Origin of the sequence: Aeromonas sp. 602396, from assembly GCF_049173735.1 — a bacterium.
Lineage (GTDB): Bacteria > Pseudomonadota > Gammaproteobacteria > Enterobacterales > Aeromonadaceae > Aeromonas > Aeromonas veronii_A.
Genome location: NZ_JAAKSD010000012.1, coordinates 33,696 through 58,105, shown reverse-complemented (window position 1 = coordinate 58,105; position 24,410 = coordinate 33,696). Strand labels below are relative to the sequence as shown.

The window sequence follows — 24,410 nt, the reverse complement described above, 5'->3', positions numbered from 1 at the left end:
GCCCGCATCATACCCCATTCATATCGTGGTAAAAACGACCAAGATGACGGCCCTGACGATTTTGATGATTATTCTGGCCTACCTGGGTGGTTCACTATCCAGTGCTGTGCTGGTCTCTCGCTGCACCGGTCTGCCCGACCCGCGGGATCATGGCTCCCACAATCCGGGGGCAACCAATGTGCTGCGCCTCGGTGGCCGGATGGCGGCGCTGGTGGTGCTGCTGCTCGATGTGCTCAAGGGCACTGTGCCCGTCTATCTCGCCTGGTATCTGCAGATCAAACCCGTCTACCTCGGCTTTATCGGGGTCGCCGCCTGTCTCGGCCATATGTACCCCCTCTTCTTTCATTTTCGTGGTGGCAAGGGGGTAGCGACGGCGCTCGGTACCATGCTGCCCATCGGCTTCACCATGGGGGGCGCCGTGATTGGCACCTGGCTGCTGGTGCTGCTGGTGAGCGGCTACTCCTCGCTGGCCTCCATCATTACCGTGCTGCTGACGCCGCTCTTTACCTACCTGCTCAAACCCGAATATACCCTGCCAGTCTCGCTGCTCTCCTGCCTTATCCTGCTCCGCCATCACGAGAACATCTCCCGCCTGCTCAAGGGGGAAGAACCCAGAGTCTGGGGGCGAAAAGGCGCGGCCTGTGCCGAGGAAGTGGCAGAAATGGACGATGTTGCGCAAAAAAGAGACGAACGAGACAAAAAGTGAAATTTCCCGTTGACCATCCGCCTTAAAATCCGTTTAATAGCGCCCACGCCCAGATAGCTCAGTCGGTAGAGCAGGGGATTGAAAATCCCCGTGTCGGCGGTTCGATTCCGTCTCTGGGCACCAAAATTTGGTGCCATGAAATAAAAATTTGTTCATGCACAATGGTTTAAAGTGTGCCGGCTTAGCTCAGTAGGTAGAGCAACTGACTTGTAATCAGTAGGTCACCAGTTCGATTCCGGTAGCCGGCACCATTTGCCCAGATAGCTCAGTCGGTAGAGCAGGGGATTGAAAATCCCCGTGTCGGCGGTTCGATTCCGTCTCTGGGCACCACGAATAATTCCTCCTTAGCTCAGTCGGTAGAGCGACGGACTGTTAATCCGCAGGTCGCTGGTTCGAGCCCAGCAGGAGGAGCCAAACCGAAAAGCCCTTGTCGCAAGACAAGGGCTTTTTTTCATTGGTTCAACACCGCTCTTTTACCATAACAACAATCACACACGCACAGAATGACGGCAGGATAGATATGGAAAATCAAGTAGTTATAGACTCAAAGGGGCGACTGGCCACCATCCGCGAGTGGCTTGAGCCCGTGCTGGTGCTGCTGATCCTGGGCAGCCTGTTTGGCTACCTCGGCAGCCAGATGGGCCTCTCCGCCATGGTCAACACCCTGTTCAATACCGCCCACCAGCTGCTGCTCAATACCGTGCTCTTTATCATGGGGATCACCGTACTTTCCGGCGCCCTCAGCCAGCTGCTGAGCGAATTCGGGGTGATCCGACTGCTGGAGGTGCTGCTGGCACCCCTGATGAAACCGGTGTTTCGTCTGCCCGGTCGCACCGCATTGGCGGCGCTGATGACCTTCTTCTCCGACAACCCGGCGGTGATCAGCCTCGCCAAGGACAGCCGCTTTCGCAAGGGCTTCACCCCCTGGCAGCTAGTGTCGCTCACCAACTTCGGCACAGCCTTTGGCATGGGGCTGATCGTGGTGACCTTTATGGCCACCTTGCAGCTGCCGGGCGGTGAATCCACTGCAAGCGCGGCGCTCATCGGGCTGCTCGGCGCTCTGGTAGGCTCGGTGGTCTCTACCCGATTGATGCAACGGATGATCCGCCCGCTGGTGGGCGAGGTGCTGGACGATGAGCCGACTGTTGCCAAGGGGCACAAGGTCGGGGTGACCAAAGAGGCGGCTCCCGGCTGGCTGCGGATCCTCAACTCTCTGCTCGATGGCGGCAAATCCGGTGTGGAGCTGGGGATGGCGGTGATCCCGGGTGTGCTCATCATCAGTACCTTCGTCATGCTGCTCACCTTCGGTCCGGGGGAGAAGGGCTATACCGGCGAAGCCTTCCAGGGGGTAGCCCTGCTGCCGGTGCTGGCTGCCAAGGCTGGCTGGCTGTTTGACCTGCTGTTTGGCTTCCAGCAGCCGGAGCTGGTCGCTTTCCCCGCCACCTCGCTCGGTGCGGTCGGTGCCGCCATGTCGCTGGTGCCCCCCTTTATCGCCAAAGGGTGGATCACCGGTAACGAGGTCGCGGTGTTTACCGCCATGGGGATGTGCTGGAGTGGCTTCCTGAGCACCCACACCGCCATGCTGGATGCTCTCGGTTATCGCCACCTCACCTCCCGCGCCATCGTCGCCCACACCATCGGCGGCCTGTGCGCCGGGGTAGCCGCTCACCAGCTTTATATGCTGCTGGGCTGAGCAGGGTGAAAAGAGAGAGGGGCGCTGTGGCGCCCCTCTCTGTATCTATCGGTGACGAGTTGGCTCGTCCTTCGGTTTACTCAACATAGCCGAGCAGGCTCTGTGCGATCACCGCTTCCGGCATCATCTCCCGCAGCCCGGCGATCAGTTTTTCCCCCGCCTCATGCAGCGCAGCCAGCGGCATCTCGGTCAGGCTCTCCAGAATGAACCACATCTGGCCCGAATCGACACTGAGTCGAGTACGCACACCCTGCCGCCAGTTCCAGCGCCGACAGGTGACCCCCTTGTCATCCCGCCAGACCACCTCGCCGGGTTCCGGAGATTCGTGTGCGGGTTCGCCCCCCTTCATGGTATCGAACTGCTCGCTGCCATCGGCTACCACCAGTCGCGGTAGTCCCTCATAGGTGAGCAGGTTTTCGCCCCCCACCGGAATGGCGTAGCGGATACTGATGGCGTTGTAGAGATCGACTACGGGATCGATGGCGGGCAGGTTGCCATCGCGGGCGACCCGCTTTCTCAGAGCCTCGGCGGAACAGGGAGTCCGCTGCGGCTTGGCGCCAAATTTTCTGAACAGCTCGCCCCAGGCGGCGAGATGCGCCTCTGCCCAGGGCACATCGGCGGTCAGCATGGCGGTGCAGGCTTCATCAAGGGCGCGCGCCCCCACGTTCGGGTCGACCACGGCGGCGGCCTGCACCGTGATGCTCAAAGCGCGAAAGCCGGGAGCCAGCTGGTTGACTTCGGGGGAGATATAGGGGGTGATCAGGGACATAGCGACTCCATAAACGAAAGAGGCTGGGAGAAGGCGGCTGCCGGCCAGCATAGCGGCAACGGCAAATCCGGTTTGAGAGCCATCATGCGCGAACATGTTAGATAAGAAAATTTACATGATCTTAATGCCCATAAGTTTAATGAATGAAAAATGACGTGATCAAGGGGATGGCGGGCATGTAGCGGTATATAGCGAAGAGGAGCCCTGCCGTCTCCGGTTTGCTGCGGTAATGCCCCTTTGCCGCCTGGAACTGCAGCGGCAGCCGCTGGCCGCCCGGCTCTCTTGTGATGACCTCAGTTGCAATGCCCAAGCACGAGGCGGTCACCCAAATTGCTAGGTTGTTCAATGAGTTGGCTATGGTTGGCGTTTTTTCATCGTTCTGGCCCCGCTTATGCATTCCTCTTGGCAACACCATCAAGGGTCGTTGTCGCGGAGAGATATCATGATCAGCAACCAGCTTCCCCTTGCCTCTATCGCCCTCAAGCTGGGCAGTCAGCTGCTCGGCAGCAGTGCCAAACCCGAGTCTGTGCAGCAAACAGTGCAGGAAGATCGCCTCGCCCCTACCGTCCAGAGCTTGTTCCAGCGGCTGGGAATCAAGGATGCCAATAGCGAGCAGAACCGCGCTGCCATCAACCACTTTATGGGGGAGCTGATGCAGACTCTGGGGCAGGAGAATGGCGGCCAATCCCTCCCTGCCGCCATCGATAGCGCCCGTAGCCAGTTGGCCAATGGTACCCAGAGCACCCGCCTCGATGCGCTGCAAAGCGAGCTCGATACCCTCAAGGATTCCCTCGGTGCCAGCATTCTCAACCTCGACCAGCTGCTCGGCGCCTTTAAACAGACCCTGCCCAATGGCAAGGGGGAGGGGGTGGGCAAACTGCTCAATGCCAGCGCGTGAACGGCGGTGAGCAATAAAGAACGGCAACCCAGGGTTGCCATTTTTTCAGATGACATCAGATGTGTATGGCAAATAAAATTAATCATTTTGCAGAGCTGGGGTGTTGATAAAATTAGTCTAGGTCGTGGGTCGGCTTTCCCTTCCTCCACTCATCCCACCATTTAAAGAGGGGGCGTTCATAGCGTTCAGATAAAACGTAACTGGGTCGGCCATCATATACCGCTGGCCCCTTAACAATATAATGTGATTGTTCGAGAATTGTCGTTATTCCCTTCTCGTTCATTCCCATGCTGTCGATTTTTTGCTCACTTATCCCTCTTCGTTTTAATGACTCTCTAATTCCCTTGGCCGTGCGCACATCATATTTCGGCCTGGCAAGTTCAGCATAGATTTGACGCTGAGCTTCTGTCAGTTTTTCTGCATTACACCAACCAGTCAACTGGTCACGACGAACTAGCTCTGATAGCAGGGTGAAACGCATATAATCTTTCACGTCATCTTTTTTCCACCGCCAGAAAACGCCCGCCGTCATGGCGGTAAAACGGCTCTGACTCCTTAGCAACTCTGTCTTAATCGACGTTAATCTTGCCATCGCCAGATCAATGCACTTTTCTACATCTTTGATTTCTAGCCTTGGCCATGCGGGAATATCTATCTCCTTTTCTAAGTCCCCCACTAGTGGAATTAATGGTAGTTTACCCGCTGTATTCTGGGTTGGCGTTATCTTGCTATAACCAGTATTGACAATTGCATAGTGGGGGGGAGTGATAAATGTTGGCGTAAAAACTGTTGGCAGTTGCGTCGTCCTAGTTGATAGTCATGGTGGCGAAAATTTTGTGACAGAAAACCACCAAAACCACCCAACAAGCCACAGGCAATTGCATACTCGTGCGCCTCGTGATTAACGCATCTAATCGGAGCAATAAGATGACGACTGTAGATACTGTCATCCATGGCTGCAAAAGCCTCTTCCATCTTGCAGCGAGCCTGTGCCTTCATCATGGGAAACAACTTGGAGATCACGTTCGTCAGGAGACGATCCTTGGGTGACCAATCGGACCAAATATCTGGTTCAGGAAAGGGGTCTATCATGATAACCGCACGATCGACGATTTCTCCGTTTTTTATCCGTGCCTCAAGGGGAGTGTTAATATCTTCGTTACGGGTATTGGGTTTGCCGGGTGTACGCATTAGGCTCCAGCGAGCCAGTTGAAATGGTTCATTGTCCAGTACTCCGCCATCCACACCGGTATATTTGACATCGGGAATAATGCCATCAGGAATTGCTGGTTTTATCTGTTCATATTGTTTATTCGCTTCTTCCCAACTATTACAAGGGTGGCTTAACATTGGCCACGCTCTCGTTTGTACGCTGGTAGAGTCTTGATAGTTGTAATCGACAGCGGCTAAACCAATCGGAAAGGCGCCAGATAGAATTGCTGCATTAATATAACCAGGCCAATGCCCAGAAAAACTGGCTGCATCAGATATTTTTAATGGAAAAGCATATTCACAATCTGCCCAGCCTTGCTGTATCGGATGATTACCTGTATCTTTTAGAGCAAAATGCGTTCTGTCAGCATGCAGCATCATATTGTACCCATCATTTGTTTCATCTTTGTTGTGTTTATTTTCTAAGTTATACTGCACGGTATTGAAAAGAATTTTGTAAGGAATGCCACGTAAATTGCTATGAGTGAAAAATAAATGTAGTTCATCGGCCAGATATGGTTTGGCTGGTGTAATGGTGTGAGCGTTCTTAAGTGCCTCATTGGCAATAAGTTGCAAACTGCTGCTATCAAGTAAGGAGTAAACTTTGCCATCCCCTTTAAGGTCATTTTGTGCAAGTAAGCCTTATCCTTTGAGTGGATCAAAACGGAGCTGTTCTACCCAAGGGCGATAGAGGTTTTTTAGGGTATAATCTTTCTCCTGCACAAATCCAGCAGATAATGCTGGGATGGTAAGTGCCGCTGTGACGGCACCTGCGGAAGAGCCTGTCATCACTGAAATAACTACTTGATGATTCGGAACAGTTTTTTCCCCGTTTTCAAGGTCTATTCGTTTCTGTTTTTCCCACTCTTCCAATGCGGACAGTAGAAAATCCATCACTCCTGCCGAATAGGCACCTGCGGAGATGGCACCAGCCATAGTAAGACCGATATAAAAAGTGGGAGGTACTGTATCTTCACCTATCTTGATGTTGTTATCCTTTATAACTGCCATAGCTGTGCTCCTGAACAGACAGAGTTAAGAGACACGCCTCAGATATACAAAACTACATATAATGTAATCGGGGGACCGCGGTGCCGATGATGAGATATGAAGCCTAGATAGTGTGAAATCGTTTCACAACATGGAAAATGTGCGCTGAGCGACAGAACTGATAGATGCTAAAAAGTAACGGCAACCTCGGGTTGCCGTTTGCATTTCATTACGAGGCGAGCGTCGCGCGGATCAACCCGCCCGTTTGGCCAGCCACAGCTCTGCGGCAGTGAGGGCTGCCTCAACCTGCTCGCGGGCGACGCCGCCTTTGGCGACCCGCTTGGCCAGGGTCGCTTCCAGTTCCAGATTGGGGTAGACGTCGAACTCGATCACCGGGCTGAAACGCTGGAATTCACCGATGGAGAGCTCCTCCAGCGGTTTGCCCACGCTGATGGCAAAGACCACGGTTTCGCCGACGATATGGTGCGCTTCACGGAACGGAATCCCCTTGGCAACCAGATAGTCCGCCAGCTCGGTGGCGTTGGCGTAGCCGCCTTGCGCCGCCGCCATGGTGCGTTCGCCGTTGACCTTCAGATCGATCAGCACCAGCGCCGCCATATCGAGGCAGTCGTGCCAGGTGTCGAGGGCATCGAACAGCCCCTCCTTGTCTTCCTGCATGTCCTTGTTGTAGGCCAGCGGCAGCGCCTTGAGGCTCATCAGCATGCCCATCTGGGCGCCGACCACCCGGCCGGTCTTGCCACGGATCAGCTCCAGCGCATCCGGGTTCTTCTTCTGCGGCATCAGCGACGAGCCGGAAGTGACCGCATCGGAGAGCTCGACAAAGCCCGCCTCGCCGGTGTTGTAGAAGATAAGGTCTTCGGCAAAGCGCGACAGGTGGGTCATGGAGAGGGACGCCACGTGCATCAGCTCCACTACGTGATCCCGATCGGAGACCGAATCCAGACTGTTGCGGGTGGCGCCACCAAAGCCCATGTCGAGCGCCAGCGCTTCGCGGTCGATGGCATAGGCAGTGCCCGCCAGCGCGCCGCAGCCGAGCGGGCTGGTGTCGAGCCGCTTGAGGGCATCCTGTAGCCGGGAGTAGTCCCGCTCCAGCATCTCCACATAGGCCAGCGCCCAGTGAGCGAAGGTGACCGGTTGGGCCCGCTGCAGGTGGGTGTAACCGGGCAGCACCGCGGCCTGATTGGCACGGGCGGAGGCGACCAGTCCCTGCTGCAGGGCGGTGATGGAGCCGAGCAGCAGCTCACCCTGCGCCTTGCACCAGAGTTTCAGGTCGGTGGCGACCTGATCGTTGCGCGAGCGGCCGGTGTGCAGCTTCTTGCCAAGATCGCCGACGGCGGCAATCAGCTGGCTCTCGACCCAGGAGTGGATATCTTCGGCATCCGAATTGAGGATCTGCTGGGGATCCTGCTGCACCGAGGCGAGCAGTACCTCCATCGCCTGCTGCAGTTTGCCCTGCTCGTCACTGGTCAATACGCCCACCTTGACCAGCGCTTTGGCCCAGGCCATGGAGCCCTGAATATCCTGCTCCGCCAGCCGGTAATCGAACCGCAGCGAATCGTTGAACTGCTTGAACCGGCTATCGGCTCCCTGACTGAAGCGTCCACCCCAAAGTGCCATACTGCTCTCCTTGAATGCGTTGTCGACGGCGCCCTGGCCGCCGAGCTTGAAATCGTGCCCTGTTTTTCTGCGAGCCTGTTATCTCACAGAAGCGGCCGGGGCGCTGCCGCTCTTGTCACACCCGCCGATGATGGGTCAGGGGTTATGCCCTCTGCCTATAGAAGAGGGGGCCATGCCCCCTCAACGGAATCAACGGGTTATCGCGCTTGCTTAGCCGTGGGTGTGATCGCCACCGATAGCCTGATGTTGCTCCTTCATGGCGCGGATCCGGCTGGCCAGGGTGTAGAGACGGATAAAGCCTTCGGCATGGCTCTGGTCATACACTTCATCGGCGCCGAAGGTGGCGAAATCTTCGGAGTAGAGGCTGTTCGGCGACTTCTTCTGCACAGCGGTGACCTGACCCTTGTACATCTTCAGCACCACTTCACCATCCAGATCTTCGGCGATGGCGTTGGCAGAGGCGAGGATCGCTTTGCACAGCGGGGTGAACCAGCGGCCGTCATAGACCAGATGGGAGAACTCGGCACCCAGCTTCTCCCGCCAGGCGCGGGTCGGGCGATCCAGTACCAGCTCTTCCACGGCGCGCAGCGCGGCGACCATCACGGTACCGCCCGGGGTTTCGTAGCAGCCGCGGGACTTCATCCCCACCATCCGGTTTTCGGTGATGTCGATGCGGCCCACGCCGTGCTTGCCGGCACGCTCGTTCAGGGTCATCAGGATCTGGTGCGGGCTGAGCGGCTGGTCATCCACGGCCACCACTTCACCCTGCGCCACGGTCAGCTTGACGTACTCCGGCTGATCCGGAGCCTGCTCGGCCGGTACGGTCCACTGCCAGACCGCTTCGGACGGCTCGTTCCAGGTGCTCTCCAGCTCGCCACCCTCGGTGGAGATGTGCCAGGCGTTGGCGTCGCGGCTGTAGATCTTCTTCAGGGTCGCCTTGCAGGGGATGTTGCGGGTCTCCAGATAGGAGAGCAGATCTTCCCGGGAGCGCATGTCCCAGATCCGCCACGGGGCGATCACTTTCAGTTGGGGCGCCAGCGCGGCGACCGCACCTTCGAAACGCACCTGATCGTTACCCTTGCCGGTGCAACCGTGGGAGATGGCATCGGCCCCTTCCGCCAGCGCCGCTTCGACCATCGCCTTGGCGATCACCGGACGGGCCATGGAGGTGCCCAGCAGATAGGTGCCCTCATAGACGGCGCCGGTCTTCAGGGTCGGGTAGACGTACTCTTTGACGAACTCTTCCCGCAGATCCTTGATGATGCACTTGGTGGCACCGGAGGCGATGGCTTTCTGCTCGATCCCTTCCAGATCGTCGCGCTCCTGACCCACATCGGCCACGAAGGCGATGATTTCGGCGTCATAGTGCTCTTTGAGCCAGGGAATGATGGCCGAGGTATCCAGTCCACCCGAGTAAGCCAGTACGATCTTGTTGATTCCGCTCATTTTACTTCTCTCCGTGATGATTCGATGATGATTCAATAAAAGGGTCGTGATTCAGGTTGATTGCCGCGTTACTTGTTGCCCTGACTATTTATGCCCAAACAGGGTCAGCAACACGGCGTTCTGGATATGCATCCGGTTTTCGGCCTCGTCCATGATGAGGGAGGCGGGGCCATCCATCACCTGCGAGGTGATCTCCAGCTCCCGGTGCGCCGGTTGGCAGTGCAGCACATGTGCAATGCCGGTGCGGTCGAGCAGGGCCTGATTGATCTGGTAAGGCATAAAGAGGTCTTTGACCTGCTCCATCGGGGTGTTGTCGCCCATGGAGACCCAGGTATCTGTGTAGGCAACGTCGAACCCTTCGATATCCGCCACGTCATCGCTGATGTGGATGGTCGCCCCCGACTTGGCCGCCAGTGCCTGCGCCTGCAGGAAGATCTGGGTATCCGGGCCGTGGCCTTTCGGGCAGATCAGGGTCACGTCGGTGCCCAGGGTCGCCCCCAGCAGCAGCAGAGAGTGGCTGACGTTGTTGCCATCACCGAGGTAGGCAAGTTTCACCTTCGACAGGTCGTCGTAGTGCTCGGCAATGGTCATAAAGTCGGCCAGCCCCTGACAGGGGTGGTAGAGGTTGCACAGGCTGTTCACCACCGGCACTGTGCCGTGCTCTGCCAGCTCGATCAGGGTCTGGTGATCGAACACCCGGGCGACGATGGCATCACACCAGCGCGACAGGTTGGCGGCGAAATCCTTCACCGACTCCCGCTTGCCCAGCGCGCCGTTCTGCTGATCCAGATAGACGCTGTGGCCGCCCAGCTTGGCGATGCCGATGTCGAAGGTGACCCGGGTGCGCAGGGAGGGTTTCTCGAACAGGGTGACCACGCTCTTGCCCGCCAGCGCCTGGCTGTACTTCTTCGGGTCGGCCTTCACTGCCTTGCCCAGCGCAATCAGCGCTTCAATCTGGGCTTTGTTCAGATCACTGTCTTTCAGAAGATGTTGCATCGGATGTTCCTTGTTCCGGTGGAGATCAAATAGCGACCTGGGTGCCGACCGCGCCGCCAGCCAGCAGCTTGAGCAGCTGATCCGGGTAGCGCCAGCTGGCGACACAGACCGGCTTGCCGAGGGTCTGGGCGGCGTGCAGGGCGGCTTCTACCTTGACCGCCATGCCATCGCGGATCACCCCTTTCTCCATCAGATCCAGCGCGGTCAGCTTGTCGAGCTGGGGCACCAGCTTGCCCTTGCCATCGAGGATGCCGCTCACGTCGGAGAGCATCACCAGATCGGCACCGAGCGCCTCGGCAATGGCGGTGGCCGCCTGATCCGCGTTGACGTTCATCAGCTGCCCCTCGGCTGTGATGCCGATGGAGCTCACCACCGGCAGGAAGCCCTGACCGAGGATCCCCGCCACCAGTGCCGGATTACCCGGCTTGCACTCGCCGACCGCGCCGAGATCCGGGTCGAGCTGGGTCACCTGACACAGGCCGCCATCTGCCAGACAGAGCCCCACCGCCGGAATGCCGGTGGCGATCGCCTTGGCCATCATCTGCTTGTTGGCGGTCCCAGCCAGCGCCCCGGCAATAAAGGGGATCTGCTCGAAAGGGGTCACCCGCAGGCCATTCTTCTTGGTGGAGGTGAGACCCAGCCCCTTGAGCAGGTCATCCACCAGACAGCCACCGCCGTGTACCAGCACCAGCGGACGGTGCTGATCGTCGAGAAAGGTTTTGAGGGTGGCGAACAGGGCGGTCAGCGCCTCGTCGTTCTCGATAAGGGCGCCGCCCAGCTTGATTACCAACGTCTGTTTGTCCATGTTCGAGATCCTTCCTAAGTCCTTAAATCAGGCCGGTGGCCGGTTCAAATCCGAATTTGATATTTATGCACTGCATGGCTTGCGAGGCTGCGCCCTTGAGCAGGTTGTCGATGGCAGAGACCACCACCAGCATGTTGCCCTGCTGTTGCCAGGCGATATCGCAGTAAGGGGTGTTTGCCACACCGCGAATAGAGGGCATCAGGCCAGTGAGGCGCACCAGCGGCTTGCCTTCATAAGCCTTGAGGAAGGCCTGATCCACCTGGGTGGGGGTGACGCCGTCCGCCAGCTGCACATAGATGGTGGCCAGAATGCCGCGCACATAGTTGCCAAGGTGGGGCTGGAACAGCACCTCCTTGCCGAGGTGATGGCTGATCTCCGGCTGGTGTCTGTGATTGAAGGTGCCGTAGGGATTGAGGCTCACTTCGCAGAAGCTGGTGTTGATGGCCGCCTTGCGCCCGGCGCCGGAGACCCCGGAGACGGCGTTGATGATGGGCTGCCACCCCTTGGCAATCAGGCCATCCTGTTGCAGCGGCTTGAGGGCGCACAGCGATGCGGTCGGGTAGCAACCCGGCACCGCAATCAGCTGGGCGGTAGCGATGGCATCGGCATTCCACTCCGCCAGGCCATAGACGGCCTGATCCAGCCACTGCTCGCTGTCGTGGGTGAAGCCGTAGAAGCTGTCGTAAAAGCCCTGATCCTTGACCCGGAAGGCGCCGGAGAGATCGAACACCGGCAGCCCCTTGGCGAGAAACTTGGGTGCGAGCTCGGCGCTCACCTCGTGGGCGGTGGCCAACAGCACCAGATCGGCCTGGGTCAGGATCCGGGTCATGCCGTCGTCGTCCAGCGGCAGCAGCGGCTGATCGAGGGCACCGACCCACTGGGGATGCAGGGAAGAGAAGCGCTTGTGGGCATCCTGACTGCCGGCGGAGACATAGAGGCCGAACAGTTTGAGTTGTGGATGGTTCTGTACCAGTGCGGCCAGTTCGGCTCCCGCGTAGCCACTGGCACCGACGATAACGGTGTTAAGCATGTTGAATATTCCAAGTCAGAGTTCGAGATTCACAGCATGACGCTGCAGTGCACAAGGGTGTTCGATCGCCCCTTTGCACAAGTGCGGAGGGGCAATTCAGGCGGGTGTGTGTCGTCGGTTATAGATCAGGTGACAGAACATTAACTTTCCCTTACAACTAGAAGCCTTTGTTGATGAGCCAGATATTCAGGTAAAATTACAGAATATTCATGCACTCACTTTGCATTTGTATTTTCTAACAGAAACATTCCGGGGACGCAAGGAGGAGCTGATGGCCAATCTGGATTTTTTTTCACTTTATAAGAATATTATTGCGATTCCCTCTATCAGCAGCACGGATCCCAAGTGGGATCAGAGCAATGAGGCGGTGATCCGGCTGCTGGCCGACTGGTTCGGTCAGCTCGGTTTTCAGTGCGAGGTAACGGCGCTCCCCGACCTGCCGGGCAAGTTCAATCTGGTGGCGACGATCGGTCAGGGGGAGGGCGGTCTGCTGCTGGCGGGTCACACAGATACGGTGCCGTTCGATGAGGGGGGGTGGAGCAAGGATCCCTTCAAGGTGACGGAAGAGGGCAACCGCCTCTATGGTCTCGGTACCATCGATATGAAGGGCTTCTTCGCCTTTATCGTCGAGGCGCTCAAAGAGATCGACCTCACCAAGCTGACCAAGCCGCTGCGCATTCTCGCTACCGCAGATGAAGAGACCACCATGGCGGGGGCCCGCGCCATCGCCGCGGCGGCCGAATTGAAACCCGACTACGCCGTGATTGGCGAGCCGACCGGACTGGTGCCGGTGGTGGCCCACAAGGGTCATATGTCGGAGGCGATCCGCATTACCGGCAAGAGCGGTCACAGCTCGGATCCCGCCAACGGTGTCAACGCCATGGAGATCATGCACAAGGCGATGGGGCAGGTGCTGCGCTTGCAGCAGGATCTGAAAGATCGCTACGCCGACCACCGCTTTGCCGTGCCGCAGCCAACCCTGAACCTGGGTTACATTCAGGGGGGTGACAGCCCGAACCGCATCTGCGGCTGCTGCGAGCTGCATATCGACCTGCGACCCACCCCGCAGGTGGGGCCGGATGAGCTGATGGGGATGCTCAAAGAGGCACTGTCGCCCATCGAGATCCACCAGCCGGGCTGCCTGCATCTGCAACATCTGCATGAACCCATTCCCGCCTACGCCTGCGCCGACGACGCTGTGCTGGTGCGCGAAGCGGAGAAGGCGAGCGGTCGCGCCGCCGAGTCAGTCAATTACTGCACCGAGGCGCCGTTTATCCAGCAGCTTGGCTGCCAGACCATAGTGATGGGCCCCGGCCATATCACCCAGGCGCACCAGCCGGATGAGTATCTCGACCTCTCCTTCGTCAAGCCGACCACCGCAGTGTTGCAACACCTGATCAGACGTTTTTGCCTGTAGCGGCGGCGGTGAAAGGGGCGTAAAAACTGTAAGTAAGTTACATAACAAGCCGGTTGTGGAGTGGTGATGGAAATACATGTTCTGAATCGGCCTGTTATTTGACCTTGCGCAGACAATCTGGGTAGATTGTCACCCTAAGATGACGGAGCATATGTTGTAATCGCACAACAATAAGTGAGGTCGTCTAGCACCCCGGATGGGTGTCAGGCACCAACAAGATAAGGATGTGGAATGAACGAAAAGTACGCCGCACTACGCGCCAACGTAGGTATGCTGGGTCAGCTGCTGGGTAAATCCATCAAGGATCATCAGGGTCAGGCCTTTCTCGACAAGATCGAAACCATTCGCCAATTGGCCAAGTCCTCCCGCAAGGGCAATGAATCAGACCGGGAACGTCTGCTCGATACCCTGCGCACCCTGAGCGATGACGAACTGCTGCCGGTGGCTCGCGCCTTCAGCCAGTTCCTCAATCTGGCCAACGTGGCGGAACAGTTCCACACCATCTCCCGTCGCTGCGAAGAGCAGGTCTGCACCCCGGATCCGCTGGAGCAGATGTTCGACAAGCTGAAAGCATCCAACCTGTCGCAGGAAGCCATCATCCAGGCCGTGCGCGAGCTGGATATCGATCTGGTGCTGACCGCTCACCCCACCGAGGTGACCCGTCGCACCCTGATCCACAAGCACGTACAGCTCAACGACTGCCTCGAGGCGCTGGAGCTCTCCGACCTGCTGCCCCGCGAGCGGGACAAGATCCTCAATCGCATCGAGCAGCTCATCAATCAGGCGTGGCACACCAACGAGATCCGCGAACAGCGCCCGACACCGGTCGACGAGGCCAAGTGGGGCTTCGCCGTGGTGGAGAACAGCCTGTGGCCCGCCATTCCCGAATTCATGCGCAATCTGGACGAGCGTCTGCAACACCATCTGGGTGTGCGGCTGCCGCTGGATGCCGCGCCGGTCAAGTTCACCTCCTGGATGGGCGGTGACCGTGACGGCAACCCCTTCGTCACCGCCAAGGTGACTGCCGAAGTGCTGGAGCTGGGCCGCTGGATGGCGGTGAGCCTGTTCTACAAAGACATCAAGGAGCTCACCTCCGAGCTCTCCATGTCTGACTGTACCGACGCCGTGCGCGCTCGCGTTGGCGATCACCCCGAGCCCTACCGTGCGCTGGTGCGCGAGCTGCGTGAAGCGCTGCGCGAGACCAAGGAGCACCTCACCGCCAAGGTGCAGGGCCAGGCGAGCGAGAGCCAGGATCTGGTCAAGACCACCGCCCAGCTGCGCGAGCCGCTGGAGCTCTGCTACCACTCATTGCACGCCTGCGGCATGGGCAACATCGCCGATGGCATGCTGCTGGATGTGCTGCGCAAGGTCGCCTGTTTCGGCATCCATCTGGTCAAGCTCGATATCCGTCAGGATGGCGAGCGTCACGGGCTGGTCTTCTCCGAGCTGACCCGCTATCTGGGTCTGGGTGACTACGCCGAGTGGAGCGAAGATGACAAGCAGGCCTTCCTGCTCAACGAACTGAACTCCCGCCGCCCGCTCATTCCCCACGACTGGGAACCGAGCGCCGAGGTGCGCGAGACGCTGGATACCTGTCAGGTTATCGCCGAGCACGACCCCGATGCGTTCGGTATCTACATCATCTCCATGGCCGGTGCGCCGTCCGACGTGCTGTCGGTGCAACTGCTGCTCAAAGAGGCGGGCTGCAAGTTCCGCATGCCGGTCGCCCCGCTGTTTGAAACCCAGGATGACCTGATGGCAGGCACCGCCGTGATGGAGCGTCTGCTCTCGGTGGACTGGTATCGCGGCTACATTCAGGGCCGTCAGTACGTGATGATCGGCTACTCCGACTCTGCCAAGGATGCGGGCATGATGGCCGCCGGCTGGGCCCAGTACGCCGCCATGGAATCCCTTGTGGGTCTGGCCGAAGCCAACAATATCCGCCTCACCCTGTTCCATGGCCGTGGCGGTACCGTCGGTCGTGGTGGTGCCCCTGCCCATCAGGCCATCCTCTCCCAGCCGCCGGGATCCCTGCGCGGCGGTCTGCGTACCACCGAACAGGGGGAGATGATCCGCTTCAAGTTCGGTCTGCCGAAAGTGGCGATCAAGAGTCTGGAGCTCTACACCAGCGCCGTGCTGGAAGGGAACCTGCTGCCGCCGCCCAAGCCGAAAGAGTGCTGGCGCGAGGTGATGGAACAGCTGGCCGCCGACTCCTGCGATCACTACCGAAGCATTGTGCGCGGTCATCCGGACTTCGTCCCTTACTTCCGTGCCGCCACCCCGGAGATGGAGCTCGGCAAGCTGCCGCTCGGCTCCCGTCCCTCCAAGCGCAAGCCTAACGGCGGCGTCGAGAGCCTGCGCGCCATTCCGTGGATCTTCGCCTGGACCCAGAACCGCCTGATGCTGCCGGCCTGGCTCGGTGCCCACAAGGCGCTGCAGCAGGCCATCGACGGCGGCAAGCTGGCGGTGTTGGAAGAGATGAGCGCCCAGTGGCCCTTCTTCCGCACTCGCCTCGAGATGCTGGAGATGGTGTTCCTCAAGGCGGACGTCTGGCTTGCCGAATACTACGACACCCGTCTGGTGCCGCAGGAGCTGTGGGGCCTTGGCAAACAGCTGCGTCAGGAGCTCGCCGAATCCATCGAGGTGGTGCTGAAACTGAGCCCGCGCGGGGATCTGCTGGAGGATCAGCCCTGGATCAAGGAGTCCATCAAGCTGCGCAACCCCTACACAGACCCGCTCAACGTGCTGCAAGCCGAGCTGCTCAACCGCTCCCGCAACCACCCGGAGACCCTGCACCCCGAGCTGGACAAGGCGCTGATGGTCACCATCGCCGGTATTGCCGCAGGTATGCGCAACACCGGTTGATCGCCAGCCCAAGCCAGCAGGCTTCAGCAATATCCATCAAGCCAAAGGGCGCCGACACGGCGCCCTTTGTTTTTTGTTGCCCAGCAGAATTCGGCTCGATGGGAACCCCACCCATGTTTTGGACTGTATTTTGTAGGGTGCAGCAAGCGCAGCGCATTGTACGGCTCGGAAATGATTTTATCCCTGACTCGTCCTGTGTTTAATTCGGCAAGCAGCACAATTCACCTTGTTCATTGCTCTCTACTCATTACCGGTGATGGGTACAGATTTCCCCTCCGGCTTGCATCCCTCGCCATGCAGGCGCAGACTGTTTGGCCTTGTTTTTATGCGATTCGATTCAAGGCAACCATCATGACTCCTGCCATCAACCTGCTGAAGAAGCTCAAGATTCCCCACAAGCTCTACCCCTACGAGTGCGACGCCCACGACGATTTCGGCAAGCATGCCGCGACCCAGCTCGGGTTGCCGGAGGCGCAGGTGTTCAAGACTCTGGTTGCCCATCACGACAAGCAGGCGGTGGTGGCCATCGTTCCCTCATCCGGCATGTGCAGTCTGAAACAGCTGGCCAAGGCGACCGGTCTCAAGAAGGTGGAGATGATGAAACCGGCGGAAGCGGAGAAGCTGACCGGCTACAAGGTGGGTGGCATCAGCCCGCTGGCCCAGAAGAAATTGTTGCCCACTGTGCTCGACGAGTCGGCGCTGCAGTTTGACGAGATCCTGGTGAGCGGCGGCAAGCGCGGCCTCTCGGTCGGCGTGGCGCCGCAGGATATGCTGACGCTGATGAAGTGGATCGCCGCACCTATCGGCGAAGAGTAGTGCCGGGCAAGGTGTGAACCCGCTATCCGGGCCTGTGGTGGCCCGGATTGCCCCACCTGTGAGCGGGCGCGAGCCCTGTGCTCAACGGGGTGCGTGCCAGTCTATACTGGGTGAACCCCGTTGTATGAGTTCAGCCATGATGTACCGACTTCTGTTGCTTTGTCTCTGTTTATCCTTCCCCTCTGCCTTGCTGGCTGCCACCCGTTTTACCCTGCTCAGTCCTGAAAACAGTCAGGACATGCGGATGCGTTATTACCGTGAGGTGATGCAGCTGGCGCTAGAGAAAACTCGCTCCGAATATGGTGACTACGAGTTGCTGGACTCCCTGCCGATGAACAAGGCGCGGATGCGGATCGAGGTGCAGGAGCAGGGCAAAAACGCCCTCTTTATTCTCGACAGCTGGCCTTATCAGGGGGAGGCGGTGGCGGATCAGGTGGCATTGATCCCGTTCCCGATCGATATGGGGATCCTCGGCTATCGGGTCTGTTTTGTCGGCTCGGATCGTGCTGCCGAGCTGGCGCGGGTGAACACCCTGGATCAGTTGCGCCACTTCACTCAAGGGGTGGGCACCGGCTGGCAGGATGCGGTGATCCTGCGCAACGGCGGGCTGACGGTACATGAGGTGGATAACTACGAGTCGCTGTTTCGTATGGTGGCACGAGGGCGCATCGATCTCTTCTGTCGTGGGGCCAACGAGATCCTGCCGGAGTGGCAATCTCATCAGGGCAAGGTGGCCGGTTTGACGGTCGATCGCCATCTGGCCCTTTTCTATCCGCTGATCCACGTGTTCTACAGCAATGCCCGCTACGTTCAGGAGCGCGAGCGCCTTGAGCGCGGTCTGCAACTGGCCTGGCAGGATGGTTCGCTCAAACGGCTCTGGCGCCATCACTTCCAACCCTCGCTGGTGTTTGCCAATCTGGGGGCTCGCCAGATTGTCCGGCTCGGCAATCCGCAGTTACCCAAGGACGGTTTTGACTATCGCCCCTACCTTTACAACCCGCTGACGGATGATTTCGGTTCACAACCCTGAGCCGGGTTATCAGGTGCGCAGCTCTGATTGAGTAAGGGAGAGATCATTGCCGCAAAGGAGATGGCCCATGCACGCATCTGCCCTCTCCTTGCTCTTCATCGCGTTGCTGCTGCCTGCCACCGGCGGTGCAGCCCCGGTCTTTACGCTGCGTACCTGCCTCGAAAACAGTGACTCCTACCCCTGGCTGCTGCAATCGGGGGAGGGGATTGTCCAGTATCACCTAAAGGCGGTTGCTACCGCCCTCAATGCCGAGATCGTGCTGACGCCGCTGCCGTGGAAGCGCTGCCTCTCTCGGGTGAGCAGTGGCCAGATGGATGCGGTCATCAAGATGAGCTATAGCGTCGAGCGGGCGACCAGGGTGGGGGTCTATCCCATGCGTGAGGGTAAACCTGACCCCGCCAAGCGGCTGCTGACCGAGAGTTACAGTCTCTACCAGCTCAAGGGTGGCAAAAGCCAGTGGGATGGCTCCACCCTCAGGGTCAAGGGCGTAGTGGCGGCCCAGTCCGGATTTTCCATCGTCGACTTGTTGCAGGCTGCGGGAGCCGAGGTGGATGACTCCAGCCGTGACCCGCTGATCATGTTGAAAAAGCTGGTGATGGATCGGGCGCAGGCGACCGCCATCCAGACCGAGGTGGCCGACAGTATTCTGGTGGCTCATCCCGAGTTGCAGGCCCGCATCGAGCGGCTGTCGCCGGTGCTGGTGGAGAAGCCCTACTATCTGGTCTTCTCTAACCGCTTCTATCAGGCCCATCCCCGACAAAGCCGGCAGGTGTGGGATGCTATCGAGCAGGTGCGCGACTCTGCTGCCTATCAGCGTTATGCAACATCGCTCAGAAGCACACCTCCGGTGGGGGAGTAGGCTGATGGATGCGACTGGCCGAAAAGGGGAGGAGAGCGCGGGGTGGTGGCAGGGCCGAGCAGCCACGCTCAGGGGCTACACTGAAAGTACCCCTTCAGCCAAGGCGCGGTTTATGTCACCCCTGCATCTGCTGGCTGCCGCTCTGCTCTGCGTGTTGTCGCTGACCGGACAGGCGGCCACCCGGTTTACCCATATCAGCCCAGAGAGCGAGCGGGATCCGCGTACCACTTATGATCGGGAGCTGCTGCGGCTCGCCCTCGACAAGACCCGCGACCAGTTTGGCGACTATTTGCTGGAGCCTGCGCCGCCCATGACCAAGGCGCGCGAGCGGCTCAGCATGCAGCTCGACAACTATCCCAACCTCTTTGTAATGGACAGCTACAGCAGCACCCGCGAGGATCTGGGGCTCGCCTATGTCCGTTTTCCCATCCATCTGGGCATCGTCAGCTACCGCATCTGTTTTGTCAGCCCGCAGCAAAAGGCGGCGGTGAGCAAAGTGACCGACCTCAAGGGGCTGCGCCAGTTCACCTTCGGTCAGGGCAAGGGGTGGCTGGATGTGGATATCCTGCGCTACGCCGGGATGGAGGTGGTGGAGGTGGAGGGGTACGAAAAGCTGTTCAAAATGGTGGCGCGGGGCCGCTTCGATCTCTTCTGCCGCGGGGTGAGCGAGCTGCGCAGCGAGCAGCTGACCCACAAGGAGATGACGGATCTGTTGGTGGACGATGCGCTGTTGATCTACTACCCGCTGCCTCGGGTCTTCTACACCAATCCCAACAATCGCGAGGCGCTGCAGCGGGTCGAACGGGGGTTGCAGCTGGCGTGGCAGGATGGCTCGCTACAGGCGCTGTGGCGCAAGAGCTTTGGCCCGGCCATCGCCTTTGCCAAGTTCTCCCAGCGCCGAATGTTGCGACTGGATAATCCCTTCCTCGACGGGATCAGCTTCGATTACCGCCCCTACTTCTACAATCCGCAGACCGATCGCTTCGGCGATTACTGAGGTGCCTGCCGCTGGCGGCAGAGGGCCAACCAAGCCTCGGCGGTGCGCGACAGATAGCGCTCGCTCGGCCAGATCACCCCGAGTCGCCAGCTCAATTCGGGCTCCAGCGGCCGCAGCACCAGACCATCCGGGGTCAGCCGGTGGCAGACCGGCTCCGGCAAGAAGGCGACCCCCATGCCGCTGCGTACCATGGCGGTGAGAAAATCCCACTGGCTGCTGCGCGCCGCCACCTGCGGCACAAAGCCCGCCTCCTGACATGCCTGCTCCAACCGCTCGCTCAGGGTAAACGCCTGGGTATAGAGCAGGAAGGGCTCCTCCTGCAGGGACTCCAGCCGCAGCGGCGTCTCGCCATGCCAGCGGGGTTGATCAGGCAGCACTACCCGGATCGGGTATTGATCCAGCTCCAGCGCGCTGAGGGCGCCCCCCTCTTTGGTCGGCAGCATGGTGATGGCGAGATCCAGCTCCCCCTCCAGCACCGCCTGTTCGATGCGACGGCCGCCGTACTCCACCAGGGTCAGCTCCACCTTGGGATAGCGGGTGCGGTAGGCGCGGATCAGATCCGCATAGACGTGACCCACCATGGGGGGAATGCCGAGGGTGAGGCGACCATGTTGCAGGCTCTGCAGATCCGCCAGTTCGGCCTCCAGCTGCTGCATCTCAGCCAAGATGGTCTGGGCACGGTTGAACAGCACCTGGCCGCTGTCGGTCAGGGTGAAGCGGCGCCCTTCCCGATTGAGCAGGGGTTGGCCCAGCTCCTCCTCGATATTGCGGATCATCTTGCTGATGGTGGGCTGGGTGACGAACAGCTTTTCAGAGGCGCGGGTGAAGCTTTTTTCCCGTACCAGTTCGACAAAATAGCGCAGGGCGCGAATATCCATGGACTCTCTCGACTCGTGTTGGCGGTTACGGGATTAAGTATGCCTATGTGGCATGAATTCGATAATTTTAATTCATTTCTGGCAGGTTTTGCTCAACTCTATACTGTGAGCCGGTTCACAGAAAGACGATGATCATGAAAGCCCTCTGCTTGCGCTGGTTACAGACTCCCTTCCAGATTGTGTTGCTGGCAGCCATCTGGCTGCTGGCCGATACCGCGGTGCGTACCCTCCATCTGCCGCTGCCTGCCAACCTCACCGGCATGCTGTTGCTGCTGGTCTGCATCCTGCTCGGGGTGGTCAAGGCCGAGTGGTTCAGCGCGGGGGCTCGCTGGCTGCTGGCCGAGATGCTGCTCTTCTTCGTGCCCGCCGTGGTGGCGGTGGTCAACTATCAGGATCTGCTGCTGCAAGAGGGGTGGCGCATCATGGTGGTGCTGCTGGTGAGCACCACGCTAGTGCTCGGCACCACGGCGCTGGTGGTGGACCGGGTCTACCGCCTCGAACTGAAACTGGCCCGCCGGAGTCGCCGTCATGTCTGATACCCTGCTCGGGCTGATCTGCTTCGCTCTTACCCTGCTCTTCTACTACGCCAGCAAATGGCTCTACGGCAAAAAGCGCATCCTGCCGCTGATGCCGCTGCTGCTGGCGCCGACCCTGCTGGTGGCCGTGGTGCTGCTGTTCCACATCCCCTATCAGGATTACATGGCGGAATCCCACTGGCTGCTCTGGCTGCTGGGCCCAGCCACCGTTGCCTTCGCCGTGCCGGTCTACGAGAACCGCCAGCTCATTCGCCGCCACTGGCTATCGCTGTCGGTGGGGGTGGTCGCCTCGGTCATCATGGCGGTGGGGAGTACCGTGCTGCTGGCCCGCTGGCTGGATCTCTCTGACATGTTGCAACGCAGTCTGGCGATGCGTTCCATCACCACGCCATTTGCGGTGGAGGCGACCCGCGCCATCGGCGGTCAGAGCGATCTCACCGCGCTGTTTGTGGTGCTGACCGGGGTGATTGGTATGGCGGTGGGGGAGAGCGTGCTGACCGTGCTGGCCATTCGCAGTCGCCTCGGCAAGGGGGCGGGTTTTGGCGCCTCGGCCCACGGTGCCGGTACTGCCAGGGCTTATCAGATGGGTAATGAGGAGGGAGTGGTCTCCAGTATGGTGATGATGATCGCCGGCATGGTGACCGTGCTGCTGGCGCCCCTGCTGGGCCAGCTGTTCTGGTAGGCCGGACTTCCCTTTAGAAGGCGGCTCGTCCCGGCGCTACACTCTAGTGAGCCTGTATTTCCGGGATGAGCAGTATGACCTTTCATCGCCTCGCTTCCTGCTTGCTGCTGTGCAGTCTTTCCCTCCTTGCCAGTCCCCTAAGGGCGAGCGACGTCATCACTCATATCAGCCCCGAGAGCGATCGGGACTTGCGTACCCTCTATTTTCGCGATCTGTTGCAGCTGGCGCTGGAGAAGACCCGCGACAGCTTCGGTGGCTACGAGCTGCGGACCGCGCCGCCGATGAACCGTATCCGGATGCGACAGATTGTGCAGACTCAGCAATACCCCAATCTGTTTGTGGCCGACAGTCTGCGCCCGGCCGCAGAGAGCGGAGCGCTGGATTACGTTCGTTTTCCGGTGGAGCTGGGCATCCTCGGTTATCGCATCTGCTTTGTCAGTCCGCAGCAGGCCGATGCGGTGGCAAGGGTCAATACCCTGGCCGAGCTGCAGCAATTTCTACACGGGCAGGGGCGTGGCTGGCAGGATGCGGAGATCCTGCGTCAGGCCGGTTTCAAGGTACAGGAGATCGATGGTTACGAGCGGCTGTTCAAGCTGGTGGCTCGCGGTCGCATCGACCTCTTCTGCCGCGGTGCCAACGAGCTCTTTATCGAGCAGGAGCAGCACAGTGATCTGCCCGGTCTCACCGTGGATCGGCGAGTGGCGCTGCACTATCCCTTCCTCCACCTCTTCTACACCCACAAGGATAATCAGGCCGCCATCCGCCGCCTCTCGGTCGGGCTCAAGCTGGCGTGGCGGGATGGCTCGTTGCAACAGCTCTGGCTGCGCCACTTCAAACCTTCCCTCGATCAGGCGCAGCTCCCCAGACGCCTGTTGTTCGAGTTGGCCAATCCGCGCCTTGATAAGGTGGACTTTGATTATCGGGCCTACCACTACAACCCCGTCGACGGGACGTTCGGGCCCGGGCTGCCTTGATCCTGATGGTGCTGTTACCGGATAAAGGGCCGTCTCTGCTGATGTGTTAAATCATGCCAAAAAGGCATGTTTTTTATTATTTAAATTCATTTTTTGAAGGTTGGTGCGCTGCATATACTGGGGGTCGCTTCACGGTTCAGGTTTGCTCCTGCCCGCTTCTGGTTTGTGCGAGTGAGTCTGAATCGTCCTGCTGCGGCGTCTTGATGTTCTGCATGAAGGCGTCCATCACTGGGCCGGGATCGATCCCGGCAGGTATTACAGCTGACGGAGCCTTGTTATGTTTAATCCCCACCCTTGCGCCCTGATTGTCGAAGGGGGCGCGATGCGCGGCATCTTTGCCAGCGGCGTGCTCGATGCGTTTGTCGAAAGTCACCACTATCCGTTCGATTTCGTCATGGGCGTCTCGGCCGGTGCCACCAATCTGGTCTCCTACCTGAGCGAGCAGCCGCGCCGCAGTCACCACATCATCACCGAGCTGGCTTGCAGCTCCCGGTTTCTCGATCCCCTGCGTTTCGTCAAAGGGGGCGATCTGGTGGATATCGGCTGGCTGTGGCAGGCCAGTCGCCATCGCTTCCCGCTGGATCTCGACACCTTCTGTGCCCGCGACATTCCCTTCTATGCGGTGGCGACCGATGTGGCGAGCGGCAAGGCCATCTATCTGCCGGTGCGTCCCGACAATATGGATGAGGTGCTGACCGCCACCTGCGCCCTGCCGGTGGTGCAGCACGATACCCCCTGTGTCGATGGTCGCCCGATGGCCGATGGCGGCATCAGCGACTCCATTCCGGTGATCGAGGCCTATCGGCGCGGTGCACGTCGGATGACGGTGGTGCTGTCGGAACCCTGGGGCTATCGCAAGAAGCCGGCCCGTTTCTGCTGGATGGTCAAAGCCTTGCTGAAAACCCAGCCTGCACTGGCGCAAGCCATGCTGGAGCGGGATCGCGCCTACAACCGGGCGCTCGATTTCATCGCCAATCCCCCTGCCGATTGCGACATCGAGGTGATCGCGCCACCGACCGATTTCATGGTCTCCCGTTTTACCCAGGATCCGGTCAAGCTGGAGTCTGGCTATCTGCAGGGTTACTGGCAGGGGCGCCAGAGCCTGCTGCGGGCAGTCAGGACTGTACGTGCCGCTTAGCGGCAACCTGGTGTCTTTAAACGTTGCCACCCTCT

The 24,410-nt window shown here is 59.4% G+C and carries 23 protein-coding genes and 4 tRNA genes; 17 read left to right on the top strand and 10 right to left on the bottom strand.

Features of this window, described 5'->3' with window-relative positions; translation table 11 throughout:
* The first annotated feature begins 43 nt into the window (after window positions 1–43).
* The 6 genes from plsY to G5229_RS14585 all read left to right on the top strand — a co-directional run bounded on the left by plsY (window position 44) and on the right by G5229_RS14585 (window position 2,399).
* Window positions 44–706, top strand: a complete 663-nt coding sequence (gene plsY, locus G5229_RS14610; RefSeq protein WP_421209435.1) for a glycerol-3-phosphate 1-O-acyltransferase PlsY — start codon at window positions 44–46, stop codon at window positions 704–706.
* A 47-nt stretch (window positions 707–753) separates the two neighbouring features.
* Window positions 754–829 (top strand) — tRNA-Phe (locus tag G5229_RS14605).
* A 52-nt stretch (window positions 830–881) separates the two neighbouring features.
* Window positions 882–957 (top strand) — tRNA-Thr (locus tag G5229_RS14600).
* Window positions 958–960: 3 nt separating this feature from the next.
* Window positions 961–1,036 (top strand) — tRNA-Phe (locus tag G5229_RS14595).
* 8 nt (window positions 1,037–1,044) lie between these two features.
* A tRNA-Asn gene (locus tag G5229_RS14590) sits at window positions 1,045–1,120 on the top strand.
* A gap of 106 nt (window positions 1,121–1,226) precedes the next feature.
* Window positions 1,227–2,399, top strand: a complete 1,173-nt coding sequence (locus tag G5229_RS14585; RefSeq protein WP_421209433.1) for a nucleoside recognition domain-containing protein — start codon at window positions 1,227–1,229, stop codon at window positions 2,397–2,399.
* Window positions 2,400–2,475: 76 nt separating this feature from the next.
* Here G5229_RS14585 and G5229_RS14580 read toward each other — a convergent pair whose 3' ends face one another.
* Window positions 2,476–3,168: a B3/4 domain-containing protein gene (locus tag G5229_RS14580; protein WP_158113363.1), complete on the bottom strand. Its 693-nt coding sequence runs from the start codon at window positions 3,166–3,168 to the stop codon at window positions 2,476–2,478.
* 442 nt (window positions 3,169–3,610) lie between these two features.
* Between G5229_RS14580 and G5229_RS14575 the strand changes: the two genes are divergently transcribed.
* Complete coding sequence (locus tag G5229_RS14575; RefSeq protein WP_421209431.1) at window positions 3,611–4,066, top strand: hypothetical protein; 456 nt, start codon at window positions 3,611–3,613, stop codon at window positions 4,064–4,066.
* A gap of 112 nt (window positions 4,067–4,178) precedes the next feature.
* On the opposite strand, the gene G5229_RS14570 is transcribed toward G5229_RS14575, so the two are convergent.
* From G5229_RS14570 to argC, 8 genes are all read right to left on the bottom strand, one after another.
* Window positions 4,179–4,742, bottom strand: a complete 564-nt coding sequence (locus tag G5229_RS14570; RefSeq protein ID WP_421209429.1) for a hypothetical protein — start codon at window positions 4,740–4,742, stop codon at window positions 4,179–4,181.
* Window positions 4,743–4,786: 44 nt separating this feature from the next.
* Window positions 4,787–5,854: a hypothetical protein gene (locus G5229_RS14565; RefSeq protein WP_421209427.1), complete on the bottom strand. Its 1,068-nt coding sequence runs from the start codon at window positions 5,852–5,854 to the stop codon at window positions 4,787–4,789.
* A 66-nt stretch (window positions 5,855–5,920) separates the two neighbouring features.
* The gene (locus G5229_RS14560; RefSeq protein ID WP_421209425.1) at window positions 5,921–6,289 is read right to left on the bottom strand and encodes a hypothetical protein; all 369 of its coding nucleotides are present in this window, start codon (window positions 6,287–6,289) and stop codon (window positions 5,921–5,923) included.
* 231 nt (window positions 6,290–6,520) lie between these two features.
* Window positions 6,521–7,906, bottom strand: coding sequence for an argininosuccinate lyase (gene argH, locus G5229_RS14555; RefSeq protein WP_103252246.1), 1,386 nt, complete (start codon window positions 7,904–7,906; stop codon window positions 6,521–6,523).
* Between the two features lie 210 nt (window positions 7,907–8,116).
* Window positions 8,117–9,352 (bottom strand): argininosuccinate synthase, encoded by a 1,236-nt coding sequence (locus G5229_RS14550; RefSeq protein ID WP_033115910.1) that lies wholly within the window; start codon window positions 9,350–9,352, stop codon window positions 8,117–8,119.
* An 84-nt stretch (window positions 9,353–9,436) separates the two neighbouring features.
* Entirely contained in the window at window positions 9,437–10,348 is a 912-nt protein-coding gene (locus G5229_RS14545) for an ornithine carbamoyltransferase (protein WP_421209422.1), read from the bottom strand.
* A 25-nt stretch (window positions 10,349–10,373) separates the two neighbouring features.
* Complete coding sequence (argB, locus tag G5229_RS14540) at window positions 10,374–11,153, bottom strand: acetylglutamate kinase (RefSeq protein ID WP_033115912.1); 780 nt, start codon at window positions 11,151–11,153, stop codon at window positions 10,374–10,376.
* A gap of 22 nt (window positions 11,154–11,175) precedes the next feature.
* Entirely contained in the window at window positions 11,176–12,183 is a 1,008-nt protein-coding gene (gene argC, locus G5229_RS14535; RefSeq protein ID WP_421209420.1) for an N-acetyl-gamma-glutamyl-phosphate reductase, read from the bottom strand.
* Window positions 12,184–12,454: 271 nt separating this feature from the next.
* Between argC and argE the strand changes: the two genes are divergently transcribed.
* The 6 genes from argE to G5229_RS14505 all read left to right on the top strand — a co-directional run bounded on the left by argE (window position 12,455) and on the right by G5229_RS14505 (window position 20,167).
* A complete protein-coding gene (gene argE / locus G5229_RS14530; RefSeq protein WP_421209418.1) occupies window positions 12,455–13,600 on the top strand; it encodes an acetylornithine deacetylase in 1,146 nt (381 codons plus the stop codon).
* Window positions 13,601–13,831: 231 nt separating this feature from the next.
* The gene (ppc, locus tag G5229_RS14525; protein WP_115522987.1) at window positions 13,832–16,465 is read left to right on the top strand and encodes a phosphoenolpyruvate carboxylase; all 2,634 of its coding nucleotides are present in this window, start codon (window positions 13,832–13,834) and stop codon (window positions 16,463–16,465) included.
* Window positions 16,466–16,816: 351 nt separating this feature from the next.
* A complete protein-coding gene (gene ybaK / locus G5229_RS14520) occupies window positions 16,817–17,281 on the top strand; it encodes a Cys-tRNA(Pro) deacylase (RefSeq protein ID WP_139463594.1) in 465 nt (154 codons plus the stop codon).
* A 136-nt stretch (window positions 17,282–17,417) separates the two neighbouring features.
* Window positions 17,418–18,311: a hypothetical protein gene (locus G5229_RS14515; protein ID WP_421209416.1), complete on the top strand. Its 894-nt coding sequence runs from the start codon at window positions 17,418–17,420 to the stop codon at window positions 18,309–18,311.
* Between the two features lie 67 nt (window positions 18,312–18,378).
* The gene (locus G5229_RS14510; protein WP_421172485.1) at window positions 18,379–19,170 is read left to right on the top strand and encodes a substrate-binding periplasmic protein; all 792 of its coding nucleotides are present in this window, start codon (window positions 18,379–18,381) and stop codon (window positions 19,168–19,170) included.
* A 112-nt stretch (window positions 19,171–19,282) separates the two neighbouring features.
* Complete coding sequence (locus tag G5229_RS14505) at window positions 19,283–20,167, top strand: hypothetical protein (protein ID WP_421209414.1); 885 nt, start codon at window positions 19,283–19,285, stop codon at window positions 20,165–20,167.
* On the opposite strand, the gene G5229_RS14500 is transcribed toward G5229_RS14505, so the two are convergent.
* On the bottom strand, window positions 20,161–21,045 hold the full coding sequence (locus tag G5229_RS14500; RefSeq protein WP_216952181.1) for a LysR family transcriptional regulator: 885 nt from the start codon (window positions 21,043–21,045) through the stop codon (window positions 20,161–20,163). The genes G5229_RS14505 and G5229_RS14500 overlap by 7 nt on opposite strands.
* Window positions 21,046–21,179: 134 nt before the next feature.
* Between G5229_RS14500 and G5229_RS14495 the strand changes: the two genes are divergently transcribed.
* The 4 genes from G5229_RS14495 (at window position 21,180) to G5229_RS14480 (ending at window position 24,375) form a co-directional block, all read left to right on the top strand.
* Complete coding sequence (locus G5229_RS14495; protein ID WP_113740422.1) at window positions 21,180–21,581, top strand: CidA/LrgA family protein; 402 nt, start codon at window positions 21,180–21,182, stop codon at window positions 21,579–21,581.
* The gene (locus tag G5229_RS14490) at window positions 21,574–22,263 is read left to right on the top strand and encodes an LrgB family protein (protein ID WP_042081343.1); all 690 of its coding nucleotides are present in this window, start codon (window positions 21,574–21,576) and stop codon (window positions 22,261–22,263) included. Before G5229_RS14495 ends, G5229_RS14490 begins: the two co-directional genes overlap by 8 nt.
* A gap of 74 nt (window positions 22,264–22,337) precedes the next feature.
* Window positions 22,338–23,237 carry a hypothetical protein gene (locus G5229_RS14485; protein ID WP_421209412.1) on the top strand — a complete coding sequence of 300 codons (900 nt, stop codon included), beginning with the start codon at window positions 22,338–22,340 and terminating at the stop codon, window positions 23,235–23,237.
* 277 nt (window positions 23,238–23,514) lie between these two features.
* Entirely contained in the window at window positions 23,515–24,375 is an 861-nt protein-coding gene (locus tag G5229_RS14480) for a patatin-like phospholipase family protein (RefSeq protein WP_421209410.1), read from the top strand.
* Window positions 24,376–24,410: the final 35 nt, after the last annotated feature.